General features: G+C 68.4%; 21 protein-coding genes and 2 pseudogenes. 8 read left to right on the top strand and 15 right to left on the bottom strand.

Annotation, left to right across the window (positions count from 1 at the left end; all coding sequences use genetic code 11):
- Nucleotides 1-69 precede the first annotated feature (69 nt).
- Nucleotides 70-213: pseudogene (locus G8760_RS30220) on the top strand (IS982 family transposase); the annotation flags it as partial.
- A gap of 112 nt (nt 214-325) precedes the next feature.
- Here the strand turns inward: G8760_RS30220 and G8760_RS30775 are convergent.
- The 3 genes and pseudogenes from G8760_RS30775 to G8760_RS08425 all read right to left on the bottom strand — a co-directional run.
- Nucleotides 326-427: pseudogene (locus tag G8760_RS30775) on the bottom strand (short-chain dehydrogenase/reductase); the annotation flags it as partial.
- Between the two features lie 23 nt (nt 428-450).
- On the bottom strand, nt 451-783 hold the full coding sequence (locus tag G8760_RS08430) for a dihydrofolate reductase family protein (protein WP_207782150.1): 333 nt from the start codon (nt 781-783) through the stop codon (nt 451-453).
- A 19-nt stretch (nt 784-802) separates the two neighbouring features.
- Nucleotides 803-1,180 carry an SRPBCC family protein gene (locus G8760_RS08425; RefSeq protein ID WP_166349643.1) on the bottom strand — a complete coding sequence of 126 codons (378 nt, stop codon included), beginning with the start codon at nt 1,178-1,180 and terminating at the stop codon, nt 803-805.
- A 154-nt stretch (nt 1,181-1,334) separates the two neighbouring features.
- On the opposite strand from G8760_RS08425, the gene G8760_RS08420 reads away from it, so the two are divergent.
- Together G8760_RS08420 and G8760_RS08415 are read left to right on the top strand one after the other, a co-directional pair.
- Nucleotides 1,335-1,928 (top strand): hypothetical protein, encoded by a 594-nt coding sequence (locus G8760_RS08420; protein ID WP_166349640.1) that lies wholly within the window; start codon nt 1,335-1,337, stop codon nt 1,926-1,928.
- Nucleotides 1,929-2,070: 142 nt separating this feature from the next.
- On the top strand, nt 2,071-3,096 hold the full coding sequence (locus tag G8760_RS08415; RefSeq protein WP_166349637.1) for a sigma-70 family RNA polymerase sigma factor: 1,026 nt from the start codon (nt 2,071-2,073) through the stop codon (nt 3,094-3,096).
- Nucleotides 3,097-3,118: 22 nt separating this feature from the next.
- Here the strand turns inward: G8760_RS08415 and G8760_RS08410 are convergent, their stop codons facing one another.
- On the bottom strand, nt 3,119-3,727 hold the full coding sequence (locus G8760_RS08410; RefSeq protein ID WP_166349634.1) for a MarC family protein: 609 nt from the start codon (nt 3,725-3,727) through the stop codon (nt 3,119-3,121).
- Between the two features lie 161 nt (nt 3,728-3,888).
- On the opposite strand from G8760_RS08410, the gene G8760_RS08405 reads away from it, so the two are divergent.
- Nucleotides 3,889-4,200, top strand: a complete 312-nt coding sequence (locus tag G8760_RS08405; protein WP_281355135.1) for a WhiB family transcriptional regulator — start codon at nt 3,889-3,891, stop codon at nt 4,198-4,200.
- A gap of 135 nt (nt 4,201-4,335) precedes the next feature.
- The gene (locus G8760_RS08400; protein ID WP_166349631.1) at nt 4,336-4,941 is read left to right on the top strand and encodes a DUF1707 SHOCT-like domain-containing protein; all 606 of its coding nucleotides are present in this window, start codon (nt 4,336-4,338) and stop codon (nt 4,939-4,941) included.
- Nucleotides 4,942-5,075: 134 nt separating this feature from the next.
- Here the strand turns inward: G8760_RS08400 and G8760_RS08395 are convergent, their stop codons facing one another.
- The 4 genes from G8760_RS08395 to G8760_RS08385 are packed head-to-tail and all read right to left on the bottom strand — an operon-like array spanning nt 5,076 to nt 6,625.
- Complete coding sequence (locus G8760_RS08395) at nt 5,076-5,321, bottom strand: acyl-CoA-like ligand-binding transcription factor (protein ID WP_166348224.1); 246 nt, start codon at nt 5,319-5,321, stop codon at nt 5,076-5,078.
- 2 nt (nt 5,322-5,323) lie between these two features.
- A complete protein-coding gene (locus G8760_RS29775) occupies nt 5,324-5,725 on the bottom strand; it encodes a TetR/AcrR family transcriptional regulator (RefSeq protein ID WP_207782149.1) in 402 nt (133 codons plus the stop codon).
- Nucleotides 5,726-5,746: 21 nt separating this feature from the next.
- Nucleotides 5,747-5,821, bottom strand: a complete 75-nt coding sequence (locus G8760_RS31080) for a 50S ribosomal protein bL37 (protein ID WP_425502297.1) — start codon at nt 5,819-5,821, stop codon at nt 5,747-5,749.
- A 9-nt stretch (nt 5,822-5,830) separates the two neighbouring features.
- Nucleotides 5,831-6,625 (bottom strand): DUF5317 family protein, encoded by a 795-nt coding sequence (locus tag G8760_RS08385; RefSeq protein ID WP_166349628.1) that lies wholly within the window; start codon nt 6,623-6,625, stop codon nt 5,831-5,833.
- Between the two features lie 178 nt (nt 6,626-6,803).
- Between G8760_RS08385 and G8760_RS08380 the strand changes: the two genes are divergently transcribed.
- Entirely contained in the window at nt 6,804-7,019 is a 216-nt protein-coding gene (locus G8760_RS08380; protein ID WP_207782148.1) for a biotin/lipoyl-binding carrier protein, read from the top strand.
- A 35-nt stretch (nt 7,020-7,054) separates the two neighbouring features.
- On the opposite strand, the gene G8760_RS08375 is transcribed toward G8760_RS08380, so the two are convergent.
- Nucleotides 7,055-7,219, bottom strand: coding sequence for a hypothetical protein (locus G8760_RS08375; protein ID WP_166349625.1), 165 nt, complete (start codon nt 7,217-7,219; stop codon nt 7,055-7,057).
- 93 nt (nt 7,220-7,312) lie between these two features.
- Here G8760_RS08375 and G8760_RS08370 point away from each other — a divergent pair, with 93 nt between their 5' ends.
- The gene (locus G8760_RS08370; protein ID WP_166349622.1) at nt 7,313-8,284 is read left to right on the top strand and encodes a GlxA family transcriptional regulator; all 972 of its coding nucleotides are present in this window, start codon (nt 7,313-7,315) and stop codon (nt 8,282-8,284) included.
- Between the two features lie 40 nt (nt 8,285-8,324).
- Here the strand turns inward: G8760_RS08370 and G8760_RS08365 are convergent, their stop codons facing one another.
- Nucleotides 8,325-9,263 carry a DUF2785 domain-containing protein gene (locus tag G8760_RS08365; RefSeq protein WP_207782147.1) on the bottom strand — a complete coding sequence of 313 codons (939 nt, stop codon included), beginning with the start codon at nt 9,261-9,263 and terminating at the stop codon, nt 8,325-8,327.
- Between the two features lie 90 nt (nt 9,264-9,353).
- Between G8760_RS08365 and G8760_RS08360 the strand changes: the two genes are divergently transcribed.
- A complete protein-coding gene (locus tag G8760_RS08360; RefSeq protein WP_166349619.1) occupies nt 9,354-10,817 on the top strand; it encodes a sensor histidine kinase in 1,464 nt (487 codons plus the stop codon).
- Between the two features lie 72 nt (nt 10,818-10,889).
- Here G8760_RS08360 and G8760_RS08355 read toward each other — a convergent pair whose 3' ends face one another.
- The 5 genes from G8760_RS08355 to G8760_RS08335 all read right to left on the bottom strand — a co-directional run bounded on the left by G8760_RS08355 (nt 10,890) and on the right by G8760_RS08335 (nt 16,357).
- Nucleotides 10,890-11,879, bottom strand: a complete 990-nt coding sequence (locus G8760_RS08355) for a LacI family DNA-binding transcriptional regulator (RefSeq protein WP_166349617.1) — start codon at nt 11,877-11,879, stop codon at nt 10,890-10,892.
- 81 nt (nt 11,880-11,960) lie between these two features.
- The gene (locus G8760_RS08350) at nt 11,961-13,001 is read right to left on the bottom strand and encodes a Gfo/Idh/MocA family protein (RefSeq protein ID WP_166349614.1); all 1,041 of its coding nucleotides are present in this window, start codon (nt 12,999-13,001) and stop codon (nt 11,961-11,963) included.
- On the bottom strand, nt 12,998-14,215 hold the full coding sequence (locus tag G8760_RS08345) for an N-acetylglucosamine-6-phosphate deacetylase (RefSeq protein ID WP_207782146.1): 1,218 nt from the start codon (nt 14,213-14,215) through the stop codon (nt 12,998-13,000). The genes G8760_RS08350 and G8760_RS08345 overlap by 4 nt, the downstream gene beginning before the upstream one ends.
- Before the next feature lie 70 nt (nt 14,216-14,285).
- A complete protein-coding gene (locus G8760_RS08340; RefSeq protein ID WP_207782145.1) occupies nt 14,286-15,341 on the bottom strand; it encodes a dihydrodipicolinate synthase family protein in 1,056 nt (351 codons plus the stop codon).
- Complete coding sequence (locus G8760_RS08335; RefSeq protein ID WP_207782144.1) at nt 15,341-16,357, bottom strand: NAD-dependent epimerase/dehydratase family protein; 1,017 nt, start codon at nt 16,355-16,357, stop codon at nt 15,341-15,343. The genes G8760_RS08340 and G8760_RS08335 overlap by 1 nt, the downstream gene beginning before the upstream one ends.
- Nucleotides 16,358-16,475: the final 118 nt, after the last annotated feature.

The raw sequence follows: 16,475 nt of genomic DNA, 5'->3' as shown, positions 1-16,475 counted from the left end.
CAAGGGGTGAAGGTCCGCGTGTGACGCGGTGAGGGCGTCCACGATCGGCGTTCCTACCCGGCCGACGTCGTGTGGGCCGACAGCGTCTGGCTGATCGATTCCACACCTATGGAGTGTGGGCGCTCCCGACCGACCGTCAAACGCACGGACCTGGCGGGGTGGGTCGGCTGCTGCGCCAGCCACTCCCGGTTCCTTTTGGGACTCCGGCTCCACCCCCGCCTACGACCACTGACCCCTTCGAACATGTGGGGGTCTGGAGCGGTTCTTCGGCGCATCGGCGGTCAGCGGCGTCCGTCGGCGACGCTCAGACTGACTTCTCGCCAGGCCTCGTCGTCGCCGCTACGCGATGACCCGCTTCGAGCGCGACCTCGACGAGCGCGCGACCCAGACCGTGCGAACTTCCTGTCACGAACCACACCTTGGACATCGAGACTCCAGTCTGACGGCCACTCATGACACAACCCGGTAGCGCACGTGTGTGACGCCAGGCGCGTCGAGCACGCGCGTGGGCTCGACGATCGGCACGCCGTGGTGGTCGCCGCTCCAGTGCCCGGCGTAGTCGAACGTCTTGCGGCCGACGACGACCGCAACCGTCGTCATCAGCTCGGCGAACACCTGCCCACTCAGCCCCGGCGGGTCGAAGCGTGGCAGCCTGGAGACGGGCTCGCCGAGCCACTCGTGCAGCCGGTTGCCGCCGGTTCCGAGCCCGTTGTCCGGGCCGTCGCCGGGGCCGGTGATGAACCCGTCGAGCGACATCGACATGTACAGGATGGACTTCGCCATGGGGCCTCCTTCCTCGGGCCTACAACGCCCGTGCCAGCCGGTCGAACGCGTGCGGCAGACCGCGGCCGTGCCCGTCGCGCAACTCGTCGGACGGGAAGCCCCACTGAACCATCGTCATCAGGGTCGCCCCGTCTCGGGGCGCGAACGTGAACTCGGTGCTGAACGCGAGCGTCGACCCGTCGAGGCGGGTCTCGGTCGTGGCCAGCAGCAGGCGGCGAGGGCGCTCAATCGCCTCGAACACGTGCCGGTGCCGGTAGAGCTCGTCCGGCGAGGGGCCGAAGGCGATCTCCCATACGCCGCCGACGCGCAGCTCGCAGCGCGAGTCGACGACCCAGCCCGGCGCGTCGTCGCCGTAGAACTCGCGCTGGCTCGCCGGGCTCGTGAACAGGTCGAACACGCGCGCTGGCGCCCAGTTTCACGACCCGGTCACCAGCCGTGGTGGCCCATCACTTGGCGAACGCCAGTTTCGAGCGGGGATCCACCACTCGGTTTGCGGCCGCCTTGCTTCCTACTCAACCAGCTAGCCAGGAAACGCCGGCTAGGATCAGCGTATGGCCACGCGTGCGATCAGCCCGTCGGAGCGGGTGGTGGTCCCGTCCGGTCAGAGTTATCGCAGGCTGGTTAAGAGCACCCCGGTGCTGGTCGGCGCGCTCGGATCGCTGGTGGTGGTGCGCAACGGCGTGGTCGGGGTGATGGCTGCCAGTGTTGTGGCGCTGACGTTGGCGGGAGTGGCCCAGTTCTTACATCGGGAGCGTATCGTCGTCACGCCGGAGAAGATCCGGGTCGTGCGGCCGATCGGGTGGCCACGCAGCCGGGCCCGCTCCGACATCGCCACGGTGCTGAGCATCCGGGTCGCGGCCTCGTCCGGCACGCAGGCCAACCGGAACCTGATCGTGCTCGACCGACGCGAACGGCTTATCGCGCGGCTGAAGAGCCCACACTGGACACCTGATGACATGCGCCGGCTGGTCAGGTGGCTGGAGGTCCGGCCGGAGGAGCTGGACGGCGCCGTCACGGCCCGCCGGCTCGCTCGACGGTTCCCCCGGGCCGTCCCGCTGGCCGAACGTTTCCCGTTCGTCTCGGGCGCTGTGCTCGGGCTGGCTATGGCAGCGGGTATCGTCGCCGCCGCTTTCTTGCTCAGCTGATGTCATCCGCATCCGCCCGCTGAATTTCGCGGACCGGCGCGGTCTATCTAAGTGTGCGCGAGGCAGCGGCGCGTGACCGCGACGGCGCGGAGACCGTGCTGTCCGGCAGCGGGCAGCGGTGATGATGAGCGGAGATGGCCAGATGGCGACAACCAGGGACGGTACGGCCGTCGCTGTGGGAGAAACCAGCCCGGAGATCGGCGCGGAGTTCACCCGACTGGCTATACCCCTGCGGCCGGAGCTGATGGCGCATTGTTACCGCATGCTCGGTTCGGTTCATGACGCCGAGGATGCTGTGCAGGAGACACTCCTGCGTGCCTGGAGGTCCTACGGGTCGTTCGAGCAGCGTTCGAGCCTGCGCACTTGGTTGTACCGGATCGCCACGCGGGTGTGCCTGAACGCTCTGGAGAGCCGTCAGCGCCGGCCGTTGCCGTCCGACCTGGGCGGACCGAGTACCCAACCTGTCGCGGCGGGGCGGCAGCAGCTGGACATTCCGTGGCTCGAGCCGATACCGACGGGGATGGTGTGGGACGTTGCCGCCGATCCGGCGGAGGTGGTGGCCGCGCGGTCCAGCGTCCGGCTGGCTTTCGTGGCCGCTCTGCAGCATTTGCCGCCGCGGCACCGCGCCGTCGTCATCCTCTGCGACGTCCTGAAATGGCGATCGGCCGAGGCCGCCGAGGCGCTGGGCAGCACCGCCACGGCGGTTGACGGCATTCGCCAGCGGGCCCGGGCCCGGTTGCGCAGGGCCGGGCTGGTCGAGGACGAGGTAGCCGAGCCGGAGCCGGCCGAGCAACGTCGCCTCCTCGAGCGGTACCAGCACGCGATGGAGCAGCGTGATGTCGCCGCCCTCGTGAGTTTGTGCACCGACGACGTCGTCTGGGAGATGCCGCCGGATCCGGTGTGGTACCGGGGTCCCACCGACGTCGGCACCCTGGTGGCCACGGCCTGTCCGGCTGGGCCGGGCGACCTGCGGCTGATTCCGGTCCAGGCCAATGGGCAGCCTGGGTTTGGGGTGTATTTGCGGCAGGGCGGGTCGGACACCTTCCGTCCCGTCGCCTTGCAGGTGCTCACAGTCGGTGCTGGGGGTGTGGGCTGCGTCGTGACGTTCGGAGATCCGCGGTTGTTCCTACTGTTCGACTTGCCGTCGGAGGTGAACTGCCTGGTGTAGGGCTTCGGTGCCGCGGACCGAATTAGCCGGCTCCGTCGATGAATGCCCGGACGGCGTCGGCGACCAGTTGGACGGCGATCGCCGCGAGCAGCAGACCGGCGATCCGGCTGACCAGCAAGATCCCGGACTCTTTGAGAACGCGCAGGACCACCACGCTGAACCGCATGAAGATCCAGAGGAGCAGGTGGACAGCGACGATCGCCGCCGCGATGGCGAGGTAGTCGGCTCGCTCGTCGGCCCGCTGGACGAAGACCATCGTGGCGACGATGGCGCCGGGGCCGGCCAGCAGCGGTGTCCCGAGTGGAACCATGGCGACGTTGCCTGAGGTCGGGGTAGCGGGGTCGTCGAGGGCGCCGGTCAGCAGCTGGAGTGCGACCAGGAGTAGGAGCAGCCCGCCAGCGGTTTGTAGGGCGGGGAGGCTGATTCCCAGGTAGTCGAGGATGGCCTGGCCGAACAGGGCGAATGCGACGATCACCCCGAGAGCGACGGTCACCGCGACTAAAGCGGCGCGGGCCCGGTGTCCGGCTGCGGCGCGGGTGCCCGTGAGGGCGAGGAAGATCGGCACGGTGCCTGGCGGATCCATGATGACGAACAGCGTGACGAACGCCTCGCCGAACAGTTGCCACGTCATGATTCACCCACGAGTGCTGAGTGTAGAGGCCGTTCCGGGGCGATGCGGGGACGTAGCGCTACTACGTTATGTAGTGTTACGGTATGTAGTAGTTTTCCCTGAGCCCGGCTGGGGCTGCGGCCTCGGCTCCGGGCGGTCAGTGGGCCGAAATGGTCGAAGGGGTGATCCAGATCGAGCAAGCCGTCACCGCCGAGACCCCCTTGTCGGGCGTCAGCCGGCCGGAGTGGATGAGCTGGGCCAGCTGCCGTAAAGCCGACCCGGAGATATTCTTCCCCATCGGGACGGTCGGCCCCGCCGTCGAGCAGATCGAGGCGGCCAAGGAGATCTGTGCCAGTTGCCGAGTCACCGCGGAATGCCTGGCCTATGCCTTCGACACCGGCCAAGGTTACGGCGTGTGGGGAGGTACTACCGCTGAGGAGCGACGCTCCGTTCGAGGCCTCAGTCGGCGCGGCGTGCAGTTGGGTGGACTCTGAGCAACGGGTTCCGCGTGTGCCGCGGAGGGGAGCGAACGCGGGGTCGTGGCCCGTGGGGCCGGACCATGCGTCGCGGTCGCCGTGTCCGGCGTTCTATGCTCATGACACATCGATCAACTGGCAGATGGAGCCGCTATGACGCATCCGCCCGATCCGGTTCCAGAACGCTCGGTCCGGGCGGCCGACGCCGACCGGGACGCCGTGGCCGAGCAACTTCAGTCGGCGGTGGCTGACGGCCGCCTGGACCTCACTGAGCTGGACGAACGGCTGGCCGCTACGTACGCCGCGCGGACTCGGGCCGAGTTGGACGTCGTGACGTCAGATCTGCCGGCTCCGCCGGTGCGCGATACCGGAACGCTGACGCTGAAAACACAGAGCGGGTCGCTGCGCAAGGAAGGCTACTGGGTGGTGCCGGCCCTGATCGTCGCGGAATGCACCTCGGGCACCATCAGGATCGACTTCACCCAGGCCGTCTGTTCACATCAAGAGGTCACGATCCAGGCTATGGCGGACGCTGGGTCCATCGTCATGACGGTGCCGCCCGGCTGGGGTGTGGATATGGACAACGCCTCCAGTAGCAGCGGCAGCCTGGTCAACCGCGTGACACAGCGTGCCGAGCCGGGTGCGCCCGTCCTGCGCATCGTGGGCAAGGTGCGCTCAGGTGCCATCCGAGCCAGCCATCCGCGGCGGACGTTCCGGCAATGGCTACTGCGTCGCCCAGCGGCGGGCCATCGTCGTTGACGAGACCATGACCTCATTGCCTCGGGCGACGCGGCGAACCGGCCGGTGGCCCAGTCGCTGTAGGGGCCGAGGTGATCGTATCTGTGCACACGCCCACCGTGGGCATGGCTGACGCGGCCGGCGCAAGGGTGTGATCACAGGGGTAGGCCGGCTTCGAGATGGCGCAGTGCGTCGTCGATCCCAGCCGCGAGGTCGAGGTCGGAATCATGTGCCCACGCGAACCAGGCCGGCACTATGGCGCCACTGACCGCACCAACGAAGCTACGCATAAGTGGGTCGGCGGCGTCTCGCCCGCCCCGCTCGTCGACCGCTTCGGCAAGTTGGAGCAGGCCGCTGGTGATGTTGTCGAGGTTGGCCGCCCACAGCTCGAGAATGGACAAGATCAGCAGCTCGCGCTGTTCACGATCGCGTCGTTCATCCAGTTCGCGGTCGCTGAGGGGGACAACGTCGCCTGGAACGCCCGCCGGATGGCCTCCAACGGGCTCAGCTCCGGGGGTTGAGCCTGAAAGGCGGCCAGAAAGGGGCCGAGGTCGTCTTCGGGGACGACGATGTCTTCCTTGGTGGGGAAGTATCGGAAAACGGTGCTGGGGGCCACTTCGGCTGCTTCGGCGATCTGCTCGACGGTGGTCGCGTTGAAACCCTGCGCGCGGAACAACTCCACCGCCGCGCTGTCCGACGGCCACCCCGTGATCATGAACGTTTTGCCGTGCCATAGCACGGCAAAACGTTCATGATCACGGGGTGATGGGCGGGTGGCGTCGAACCGGCTCGAGGCGCCTGCCACCGAGCCGGCCCCCGCGGACTGTTAAGCGTTGGGACGCTTGCCGTGGTTGGCGGACTTCTTCTTGCGGCCCCGCCGCTTGCGTGCTCGCTTGGCCATCTGTGCTCCCTAGGTGTCGCTGTGCACTGGTTGCCGGCGGATCGGTGTGGTGTCCGACGGCCGCTGGCCCTTCATTGTGGCACGGCTGTGCTGGTGTGCGGGTTCGCCGGTGCGGGTAGGTGATGGTCGCCGGCCGTGGTCGGGTGCGGCGGCGCCGGGCCGGCGGGGAGCGGGATCGTGGTGCGGCTCGGCGTCGGTGTGGGCGTCGGGTGGGTGTTCACCCTCCGGGCGCTCGTCGAGTTGAGCGGCGTAAGGATTGCGACGGCGGGGAGCGGGCGGTGTGGGGGAGGTTGGTCGGTGACCGGTCATGCCGGTGGCTACGACGACGGCCAGCCCCGCCGCCACGGCGATATCGCCGGGGCTGACCACCTCCGGCCTCGGGGGAAAGGCAACGGGGATGTTCTTGGTCAGTATCGATAGTCGGGTCGACTCGTCGACGGGTTCGGTGTGTTCGGCCGATGTGACGGCCGACGGCTCGGCTCCGGCCCGGGAGGCCGCGTTGGGTGATACCGGAATAGACCCGTTGAACAGCAGGACCAGAGCGTTGGCCGCCAGGCCGAAGGCGATGAGGCGGGCGCCAGGCATCCAGCGGTTGATCCAGGCATAGAACGCAACGACCAGCCAGCTCAGGGCGGAAAGGACACCGAGTGCGGACTCCCAGGCCCAGCTGGCGAACACGCCCAGGATGTACAGGCCTAGTGCGGTGAGTAATAGTCGGTTGCGGACCGGTGGCGGCGTGGCGAGCCGGCGCAACCGGCCGTGCTTCGCGTAGCCGACGGCGAGGCCGGCTGACAGAGCTAGCACAACGAGCACCACAATAGCTCTAGTGAACCCTTGTTCGGGGTGATCTTGTGGGAGCCACGCCCATCGATGGCGCAGGTAAATGGCCGGTGGCTGTGGGCTGCGGCCGTGGCCGGAGTAGGGGCGCGTATAGGCTGCCGGATGCGGATCGGGCTCCGGTCCACTGAGAGGAGTGGGGCACGTGGTGGAGCAGGTGTCGGCCGAGATGGTGGCCAATGTCCATTCGGTGGACGTATCCCTGGGGGACCGGGTCGAAGCGGGGGCCACTCTGCTGGTGTTGGAGTCGATGAAGATGGAGATCCCCGTCTTGGCCGAAACAGGTGGAGTCGTCGTCGACGTCAAGGTCGCGGCCGGTGACGTCGTGCAGGAGGGTGACATTCTCGTCCTCCTGGACTGACGGCGCGGTACCTGGCTACACCCCGGCGGGGTGGGTTAGTGGCGGATGCGGTCCCGGTAGGGCTCGGTGGGCAGGTCGGGTGACCAGGAGTCTTCGGCGCGCCGCTGGGGTTCACGTGACCGCCGGCCGTCGTCGAGGAGCAACACGACCAGGTACGTCATCAGTGTGACGAGAGCGACGATGGCAATGACGGGTCCCATGGCAGAAATTGTCCCACCGCAAGATTGCTGCCAGTAGTGGCAGGAATGCCATCTACCATCGACATTCTGCCAATCTTCGGGCATCATGGTCGAATGATCCGAAATGTCGCGGTGCTAGCTGTGGAGGGTGTCGCTCCCTTCGAGCTCGGCGTCTTCTGTGAGGCCTTTGGCCTCGACCGGTCGGACCAAGGCATGCCGACGATGGAGTTCGCCCTCTGCGGGACGCGGCCAGGGCCGGTCACCACCTCCGTCGGATTCGACATCGTTGTTCAGAACGGGCTGGAGCGGCTCGACGAGGCCGACCTCATTGGGATCCCCGCCATGCCCCGGCTGCAGGTGATCGAGGGGCGGGAGCCGTTCACCGAACCCCTCCTATCGGCCTTGCGGGCCAGCGTCGACCGCGGAGCGCGGGTGTTGTCCGTGTGCACCGGGGCGTTCGTGCTCGGGGCCGCTGGTCTGCTCGACGGGCGACGTTGCACCACCCATTGGATGTACAGCGATGACCTGGCCCGTGCCTATCCCGCCGCGAAGGTCGACCCCGACGTGCTGTACGTCGAAGACGGGCCGGTGATCACCAGCGCCGGGACAGCCGCTGGCATCGACGCGTGTCTTTATCTCTGGCGGCAAGAGCACGGCGCGCAGGTCGCGGTGGAGATCGCCCGTCGGATGGTGGTGCCGCCGCACCGGGACGGCGGCCAGGCGCAGTTCATTCAGGCGCCGATCAGGGCGACGGCGGCGGACACCCTGGCAAGCGTCCTCGACTACATGGAGGCGCATCTCGACGAGGAATTGACGATCGAGCGGTTGGCTGCCCGGGCAGCGATGTCCCCACGGACCTTCGCCCGTCGCTTCCGTGCCGAGACCGGAGTGACGCCCTACGGCTGGCTGCTGGGTCGCCGCGTCGCCGCGGCGCAACGGATGCTCGAACAGGGCGACTTGACCGTTGACGCGATCGCGTCGGCGACCGGGTTCGGCACGGGGGCGGCGTTGCGGCACCAGTTCAGCCGACGGCTAGGCACCACTCCGCAGAGCTACCGAGCGGCGTTCCGCCACCGCGATGATTGATCGTCGTAGCACCGGGGGTGAGGCTGAAGCGTGGCGACGATCACCGGGGGTGTGGCGACGACGACTGATGCGATGGTGGTGGCGGCGGGGGTGAAGTTGTCTGCCGATACAGCCACGGCGAGCCCGTACGCAGCGCATTCTGCAGGGCGATCAGGAGGTCGGTACGGACCTTCGGGGCGGCTTGGACCGATCCCGAGACGTCTTGGCTGGGTGTCCCGTGGACTCCCAGGAGCAGTTGCAGATGCAGCGCCCTCAGGTATCTCGCGGTGTTCACCCGGTTGGCCGGCTCGGGGGTAGTGAGAGATCCGGCACCCGCGGCCGCTGGTGCTAGCCGCTCCAGCCACGCCTCGAGGGTGTCGGTGGGGACGAGATCCCGGTGGAGCAGCGACATCGTGGCGTAGGCCAGCCGCTCGTCCTCATGTCCGGCGAACTGCTGCTCGGTGGGGATGAGCAGACGCTCGGCCACGACGTCGAGCAGCACGGTGAGCTCGTCGGTGTTCAGGTGACGGGACGCCGTCAAGGTGCCGAGCAGGTCGGCGCCGTGGGTGATGGCGTGAACCCACCCCAGATTCGGTACCCAGCCGCGCAGGTCCTGTTCGGCGAGCAGCCACGCCACCGCGTAGTCGGCCCAGGTGAGCACCACCGTAGGTGGCAGCGAGTGGATGAGATTGTCGCGGGCAATGACCACTGCCAGGGCGAGCGCGGAGTACGAGCGCCGCAGGGCAGAGCTGGTCCCGTGTTCGCCCAGCCCTTGCCGCAGCCCGTAGGCGAGGCCATCCCCGAGGCCGGACAACAGGTGGTCATAGACACCTTCGGAGATCCACGTCTGGAGCACCGAGAACGCGATGCCGTCCCGGACGTGTGGGTCGGGTTCGCCGAGCATGGTCACCAGTTCGGTGGTGAGCTCGTCGAGTGCCTCGCCCTGGGGTACGCGGTAGCCGTCGGCGACGACACGCTCCCAGTACGACGACCTCTGCACAGATAGAATCCTGACAGATCCCCCCGCCGCTTGACGAGGGAGGTGATCAAATCGAAAGGGAGTCAGCAAACGTCGCGGTAATCTCTTTGAGTGCCGTCGTTGAACGATGTGGTCCGTCGCCGAACCGACCTGACCGAGGACGAACTCGACTGGCTGCACGGCTTGGTCGCGGACTGGCAGCTGATGGCGGACCTGTCGTTCGCCGACCTCGTGCTCTGGGTGCCGGATCGCGAGGGCGCCGGTTTCTGGGCCGCGGCCCAGATGCGCCCCACCACCGGGCCGACGGCTTATGTCGAGGATCTCGTGGGGGCGTTTCTCGCTGAGGGGCGACGCCCGCTGGTCGACGCCGCGTACGCCAAAGGCGCGATCAAACGCGAAGGAGACCCCGAATGGTGGGACGACGTCCCCGTGCGGGTCGAGGCCATCCCGGTGCGCCGAGGAGCGCGATTCATCGCGGTGATCGCCCGCCATACCAACCTCGTATCGGTGCGTACGCCGAGCCGGCTGGAATTGGCCTACCTCGAGTGCGCCGGCGAACTGGCCAGGCTGATCGTCGACGGCCGCTTCCCGCACGCCCGCCGGACCGACATGGGCCGGAGAGGTGCTCCCCGGGTGGGCGACGGGCTGATCCGGCTCGACGCCGACGGCGTGGTGCGCTACGCCAGCCCGAACGCGATGTCGGCCTACCGGCGGCTCGGCCTGTCGGCTGACCTGGTGGGGCAACATTTTGGCCGGGCCACGGCCGATCTCGCCCCCAGGGAAGGAGCCGTCGACGAACCTCTCGAGATCCAGGTGGCTGGCCGTCAACACGTGCGCACCGAGATCGAGGGCAACGGCACGGTCGTGACCATCCGGACCATCCCGTTGGACCCGGGTGGCCACTACTCGGGAGCACTGGTGTTGTGCCGGGATGTCACGGAGGTGCGTCGCCGCGAACGTGAGTTGCTCACCAAGGACGCCACCATTCGGGAGATCCACCACCGGGTGAAGAACAACTTGCAGACGGTGGCCGCGTTGCTGCGGCTACAGGCGCGCCGGATCCGGGTGCCCGAAGGCAGGTTCGCGCTCGAAGAGGCGGTGCGGCGGGTCGGCGCCATCGCGGTTGTGCACGAGACCCTGGCCCAGACCGTGGACGACACCGTCGACTTCGACGGCGTGGCGGACCGGCTGCTGGCCATGGTGGCCGAGGTGGCGTCCACGGACCAGCAAGTGCGTGGTTATCGGACGGGCTCGTTCGGGGTGTTGTCGGCGAATGTGGCCACGCCGCTCGCGATGGCCCTCACCGAGATCCTGCAGAATGCCGTGGAACACGGGTTGGGCAGCCGGCCCGGTACGGTGCATCTGGAAGCGAGCCGCCAGGCCGGCCGGCTGCGGATCGTCATCGACGACGACGGCACCGGCCTTCCGGACGACTTCGACCCCGAGGTCTCGGGCAATCTGGGCCTGCAGATCGTGCGCACGTTGATCATCGGTGAGCTGGGCGGCACCATCGACGTCGGGCGTCGGGCCAGCGGCGGCACCCGGGTGGTGCTCGATCTTCCGATGCCGCACTGACCCGTCGTCATCAGCACCCGCACCGGGAAGACCACCGTGCCCGCTGGGAATGGTGATGACGACCGGAGCTGGTTACCGGGACGGCGCCGGACCGGTTGATCCGCGCAGGACCGGCCGACCCGGCAGGGTGCGCGCCTCAGCCCGTGCGGACGGGGTGTCGATGGCGCGGTGGAGGAGGTCTACGGCTACCCCACCGAGTTGGTCGGTGGGTGCGGTGACGGTGCTCAGGCTCGGGGTGACCATCCGGGCCATCAGGACGTCGTCGCAGCCGACGACGCTGCGTTGACCCGGCACCGCGACATCGCGGGCAGCCAACTCGGCGAGCACGCCACAGGCCATGACGTCGTCGAAGGCGAAAGCCGCCGTAGCGCCGGTGCGCAGCATGTGGTCGGCGGCATCCCGACCACCCTCGAACGAGGCGTCGAACGGCCCGAGTTCGTCGAGGACAACTCCGGCGCCAACCGCCCAGTTCCGAACCGCGGCGGCGCGTTGGCCGGCCGCCCACGAGTCCACCGGGCCACCTAGTAACGCGACCTCACGATGGCCCAGTTGAAGCAGTTGGTCGCCGATCTTGGACAACGCCTGCGCGGTATCACAGACGACGGACGGCAGGCCGGACACCTCACGGTTGATCAGCACTGCCGGAAGGTCGCGGATGGCCTCTCGAAGCGCGTCTGGACGGGCCCGTGGCGAGGCGAGGATGAGCCCGTCCACCTGTCCTTGAAGCTGGTTGATCAGCCGGGCTTCAGCGGCGGCGTTGCCTTCGGCGTCGACCAGCAGGACCGACCATTCGGCGAGGCCGGCGGCCCGCTGGACGGCCCGGACCAGCGGCGGCAGGAACGGGTTGGTGATGTCCGGTACCACCAGGCCGACCATGCCCGTGCGACCGGTGGCGGTGGCGCGGGCCGACCGGTTCGGGCGGTACCCCATCTGGGCGGCGGTGTCGAGGACCCGCTGGCGGACCTCGTCGTTGACGAGATCGGGCCGGGTGAAGGCGCGGGACACCGTCGACGAAGAAACACCGCATGCCTGGGCGACGGAGTAGATGGTGACCCGTTGCACCCTCGACCTCCCAGCCCCTGACCTACCTGCCATGGCATCACGCCTTGTCCGCATACCATACGGGTTCGGGGCCCGCCGTGATCAGTGGAACCCGGCCTGTGTCCGAGCGCGTTCCATCAGTTCGATCTGGCGACGCACACTGGCGGGGGTGACGTACAGGTCCGCACCGTCGCGCAAGGTGGCCGCGAGCCGCTCGTAGTAGCGCAGGGTCCGTTCGGGGCCAGGTGCCGCGAGTTCGATGGTCTCCTCCTGCCAGTCGATCTGCTCGCCGGTGCCGTACTTGCGGCCGGCGGCTATCCCATCGTCGGCCTCCAGCGCTGGCAGCGTGGCTGGGTCGAACCACCGCAGGGTCAGCTGGTTGGCCTGGCTGACCAGCGTTCCCGTGGTGCCGGCGATGAGCCAGTCGGGTTGGGCGATCGCCACCGCTGACGTCGACTCGACCTCGACGGTGGGACCCGTCGAGGGTTTCAGGACGAGGTGGACATGGTCCTCCGCGTCGCCGGCCGACACGGTGCGGCGCAGGTCGGCGAAGAGTTCGATCGGGTGGTCGTCCATCAAGGTGAGGACCTGGTCGAGCAGATGCGAGGCGGTGTTGGGGAGTTCGCCGCCGCCGAGTTTGCGCAGAGTCTGCCAGTCGGCCCGACGGGCGAACCGGTGCAGGGTCCGCCGGATGAGGAACAGCTCGCCGAGCCGGCCGGAGTCGATGGCCTCCCGGATCGCGATCAGTTCCGGATCGAACCGGCGGTTGTGAAAGCAGGTGAGTACTCGGCCAGCCTTGTCGGCGGCGGCGACCATGAGGTCAACCTCGGCGGCGCTCTGGGCGAGAGGTTTCTCGACGACGACGTGTTTGCCGGCCTCGAGGGCGGCGATCGCCAGCGGGACGTGGGTGTGGGATGGGGTGGCGACCACCACCAGCTCGACGTCGGCCGCGCCGATCAGCTCGTCCGGCTTGGTGTAGGTGGTGCAGCCGAACCGTTCCTCGGCTTCGGCTCGCCGCTCCGCGACCGGATCGGCCGCGGCGACCACCGCGAAACGGTCGAGTTCGGCGAGACCGGCGGCATGGATGTTCCAGCCGCTGCGGCCGAGCCCGATGATGCCGACGCGGATGCGATCGGTTGTCATGTGTGGTTCCCTCCGGTGGATGGTGGTGGGACGGGTGCCTGGGTGTTGGTCGCCGCCTCATATACCAGCTCGCCGCGCACGACGGTGGCGAGGACGTGCCGCAGGTCGGCGGAGAGCAGGACGAGGTCGGCGGTGCGGCCGGGTTCGAGGGTGCCGCGCTGGGGGAGCCCGATGAGCCGGGCCGGGTTGCCCGATACCAGTGTGGCGGCGGTGGCGACGTCCAGCCCGGCGGCGCCAACCGCCCAGGCTAGGCAGTCCGCCTGCGACGCAGTTGAGCCGGCCAGCAGGGGCGACCCGGTCAGAGTCAGACGTCCGTCCGGGTGCAGGGTCACGCTGCTCCCGACCGGGGTGGAGTACTCGCCGGCTGGATAGCCGGCGAGGGTAACCGAGTCGCTGACCAGAACCGACGACGCTGCTCCTTTGGCCCGGAGCATGGCGAGGAAGGTGTCGACCGGCAGATGGTGACCGTCGGCGACGAAGCTGGCGGCCAACCGGGTGTCCGCCAGCTGCGCCCAAATGTAGTTGGGGTGCCGTGGCAGTACCGGATGCGCCCCGTTGCCGAGGTGGGTGCTCAGCCGCGCACCGGCAGCGGCCGCCGCGTGTATCTGGTCGGGGCTGGCCGCGGTGTGCCCGATAGCGACCACCACACCCATCGTGGTAGCGGCACGGATGAAGTTGATGGCGCCGGGTGTCTCGGGGGCGAGGGTGACCAGCAGCAGGGCGTCGCCGGCGGCGTCGCGCCAGCGGCCGAGTTCGTCGATGTCGGGCGGGCGGATGTGGGCATGGTCGTGTGCCCCGCGCGGACCGTCGTCGGCGGACAGGTACGGCCCTTCGAGATGGATGCCGGGGACGCTGTGCCGAGTGTGGGGGTCGCCCGCGCGAGCCGCGGCGATGGCCCGGACGGCGGCGAGCATCCGTGCCGCGGGTGCGGTGATGACGGTCGGCAGCATTGTAGTGACACCCTGCTCCCACTGGGCTCTCACGAGTGCGTGGACGGTGTCGGGATCGGCGTCGACGGCATTGACGTCGATCCCGCGGTACCCGTTGACCTGGAGATCGATCAGGCCGGGTAGCAGCCACGGAGGTCCGTCCGGACCGGTGCCGGAAGCAGACCCGGTGCTGGTGCCCGGCGCCGGTGTCACGGCGGTGATCAGCTCACCGGCGAGGCGGACGCGGGCCATCGTGCCATCCGCGAGCCGACCCTCGATCTCCATGGTCGTTCTCCTCTCTGCCGGCCCGCCCCCGCTCGGCCCGGATAGCGGCCGATGGGGAGCGTAGGTCGGGTCAGCGCAGCCAGCGGTCGAGATGGCTGGCGACGAAGTGGTCGTCGCGCAGGTGTGGGTATGCGGCCCAGATCCGGTCGATCTCGGCAAGCTGGCCGGGTCCGAGCACCTCCTTCTCGTCGAGGCACCAGATGCCATCCAGCAGTCCTTGCCTGCGAAGCACCTCATGGATGCCGGGGATGCAACCGTGGAAATTATTCCGGACGTCGAAGATGGCGGCGTTCGCGTCGGTCAGTTCGATGTCTATAGCAGCGACTTCGCGTAGGGCCGCGTCGTCGCCCTCTTTGGCCCGGCGGGTCCGCTCGAGCAGCTGAACCGCGGTGTGTGCCCAGACCGCCCACTGGCCCAGGAGCCCACCGACGAATTCGGTGCCCGTCGGGTATCGCGCCAGTAGGTCCCCAACGATGTGGTCGTCGTTGCCGGTGTAGAAGGTGACGTCGGCGCCGCGGTCGGAGTCGGCCACGCCGAGCACGACGTCCAGGGTGGCGTAGCGATCGAACGGGGCTACCTTGATGCCCACCACGCTGGGGATGTCGGCCAGCTGTCGCCAGAACGGCCGGGGCAGGACTCTGCCTCCGACCGCCGGTTGGAGATAGAAGCCGATGACGGGCAGTACTTCACCGACCGCCCGGGCCCGCTCGAGCAGTTCTTCGTCGCTGAGCTCGGTAGCCCCATACGGCGCGAGCAGGATGAGGTGGTAGCCGAGGGACGCGGCGAGTTCGGCCTCGGCGACCGCTTGGGCTGTCGAGCCGCTGACGCCCGCGACCAGGATCGGTGCGTTCTCGGCGTACTCGGCCGCCGTCGTCGATGCCAGCTCCAACACCGGTTGGAGGAGGCCGCGGTCGGGTTCGTGGATGGCGAACTGGGTGGTGTGGACTGCTACGGCTACACCACCAGCGCCGGACTCCAGGTAGTAACGGGTGAGCGCACGCTGGCGGCGCTCGTCGAGGCGGCGGGAGGCATCTAGGGCCAGGGGATGGGCCGGGATCACCGTCCCGGAGCGGAATGCGTCCATGGAGTCCGGTCCGATCGTCGAGGTGAGTGTGGTGCCGGCCATCAGAACTTGCCATCCCTGACGTCGAATTTGGTGGGTTTGCCTAGTAGTGGGAGATCGTTCGTTAGCCACTCCGCGGTGAGCTCGACGAGCTCTTCGAGCGGCACGTCCGGGTAGCCGAAGAGGCCGTGGCAGCGGCTGGCGTTGGACAATAGAGCGGTGTCGGCTTCGGTGCCGGTGAACTCGGCGTCGGCGCCGAACTCGTGTGCGAACCGCCGGGCCACCTGACGAACCGAGATGGTCTCCGGACCCGTGAGGTTGAGGACGACGGGCGGGACGTCAGCCCGCAGTAGGCTGCGCAGGATGACCTCGTTCGCGTAGCCCTGCCACACGACGTTGACGTACCCGGTGGTCACATCGACCGGCTGGCCGGAGCGGACGGCTAGCCCGATGTCGACGAGCACGCCGTACCGCGGCTCGACCGCGTAGTTCAGCCGGATGAGTGCGGTCGGACTGTTGTTGGCCTGCGCGAAGTGGCTGAGGATACGTTCGCGGCCCAGACAGGACATCGCGTATTCACCCACCGGTCCGACGGGGTGTTCCTCGGTGGGCCCGCCGCTGCCGGTGGGGGTTAATGGGTAGACGTTGCCGGTGGAGAGCGCGACCATGCGGGCGCCGGCGTAGCGCTGAGCGACGCGGCCGGGCAGGAACGTGTTCGTGGCCCAGGTAGCCGCTTCGTTTCCGGCACTGCCGAATTTGGCACCCACGAGGAACACGACGTTGGCGGCGTCCGGTAGGGCGCTGATCGCGGCGTCGTCGGTGAGATCGGCCGGGTGCACCTCGGCGCCGGTGGCCCGCATCGCTTCAGCCGAACCAGGTTGAGAGAAGCGCGAGACGGCGATGACCCGGGCACCGGTACCTGCCTCGGCGATGGCCCGGGTGGCCAGCCGGACCAGTGTCGGCCCCATCTTGCCGGCTGCGCCGAGCACCACGATGTCGCCGTCGAGCTTACGCAGCTCGTCGACGAGGGCTGGTCGTGGTCGGGAGAGGCGTTCCTCGAGCTCTTCGACTGTTCGCACCGTGCACCTTCCGTCTGCCCAGGGGCGGTTGCCTGCTGCTGTGCCGGGTGGACGGGCCATCGAGGATCGATGACCCACTAGACCGGCATGACCGAATACTATTTTAAGACGTCCTGAA

Origin of the sequence: Phytoactinopolyspora limicola, from assembly GCF_011320225.1 — a bacterium.
In the GTDB taxonomy this organism is placed as follows: Bacteria; Actinomycetota; Actinomycetes; order Jiangellales; family Jiangellaceae; genus Phytoactinopolyspora; species Phytoactinopolyspora limicola.
This window is presented reverse-complemented; position numbering and strand designations above follow the sequence as displayed.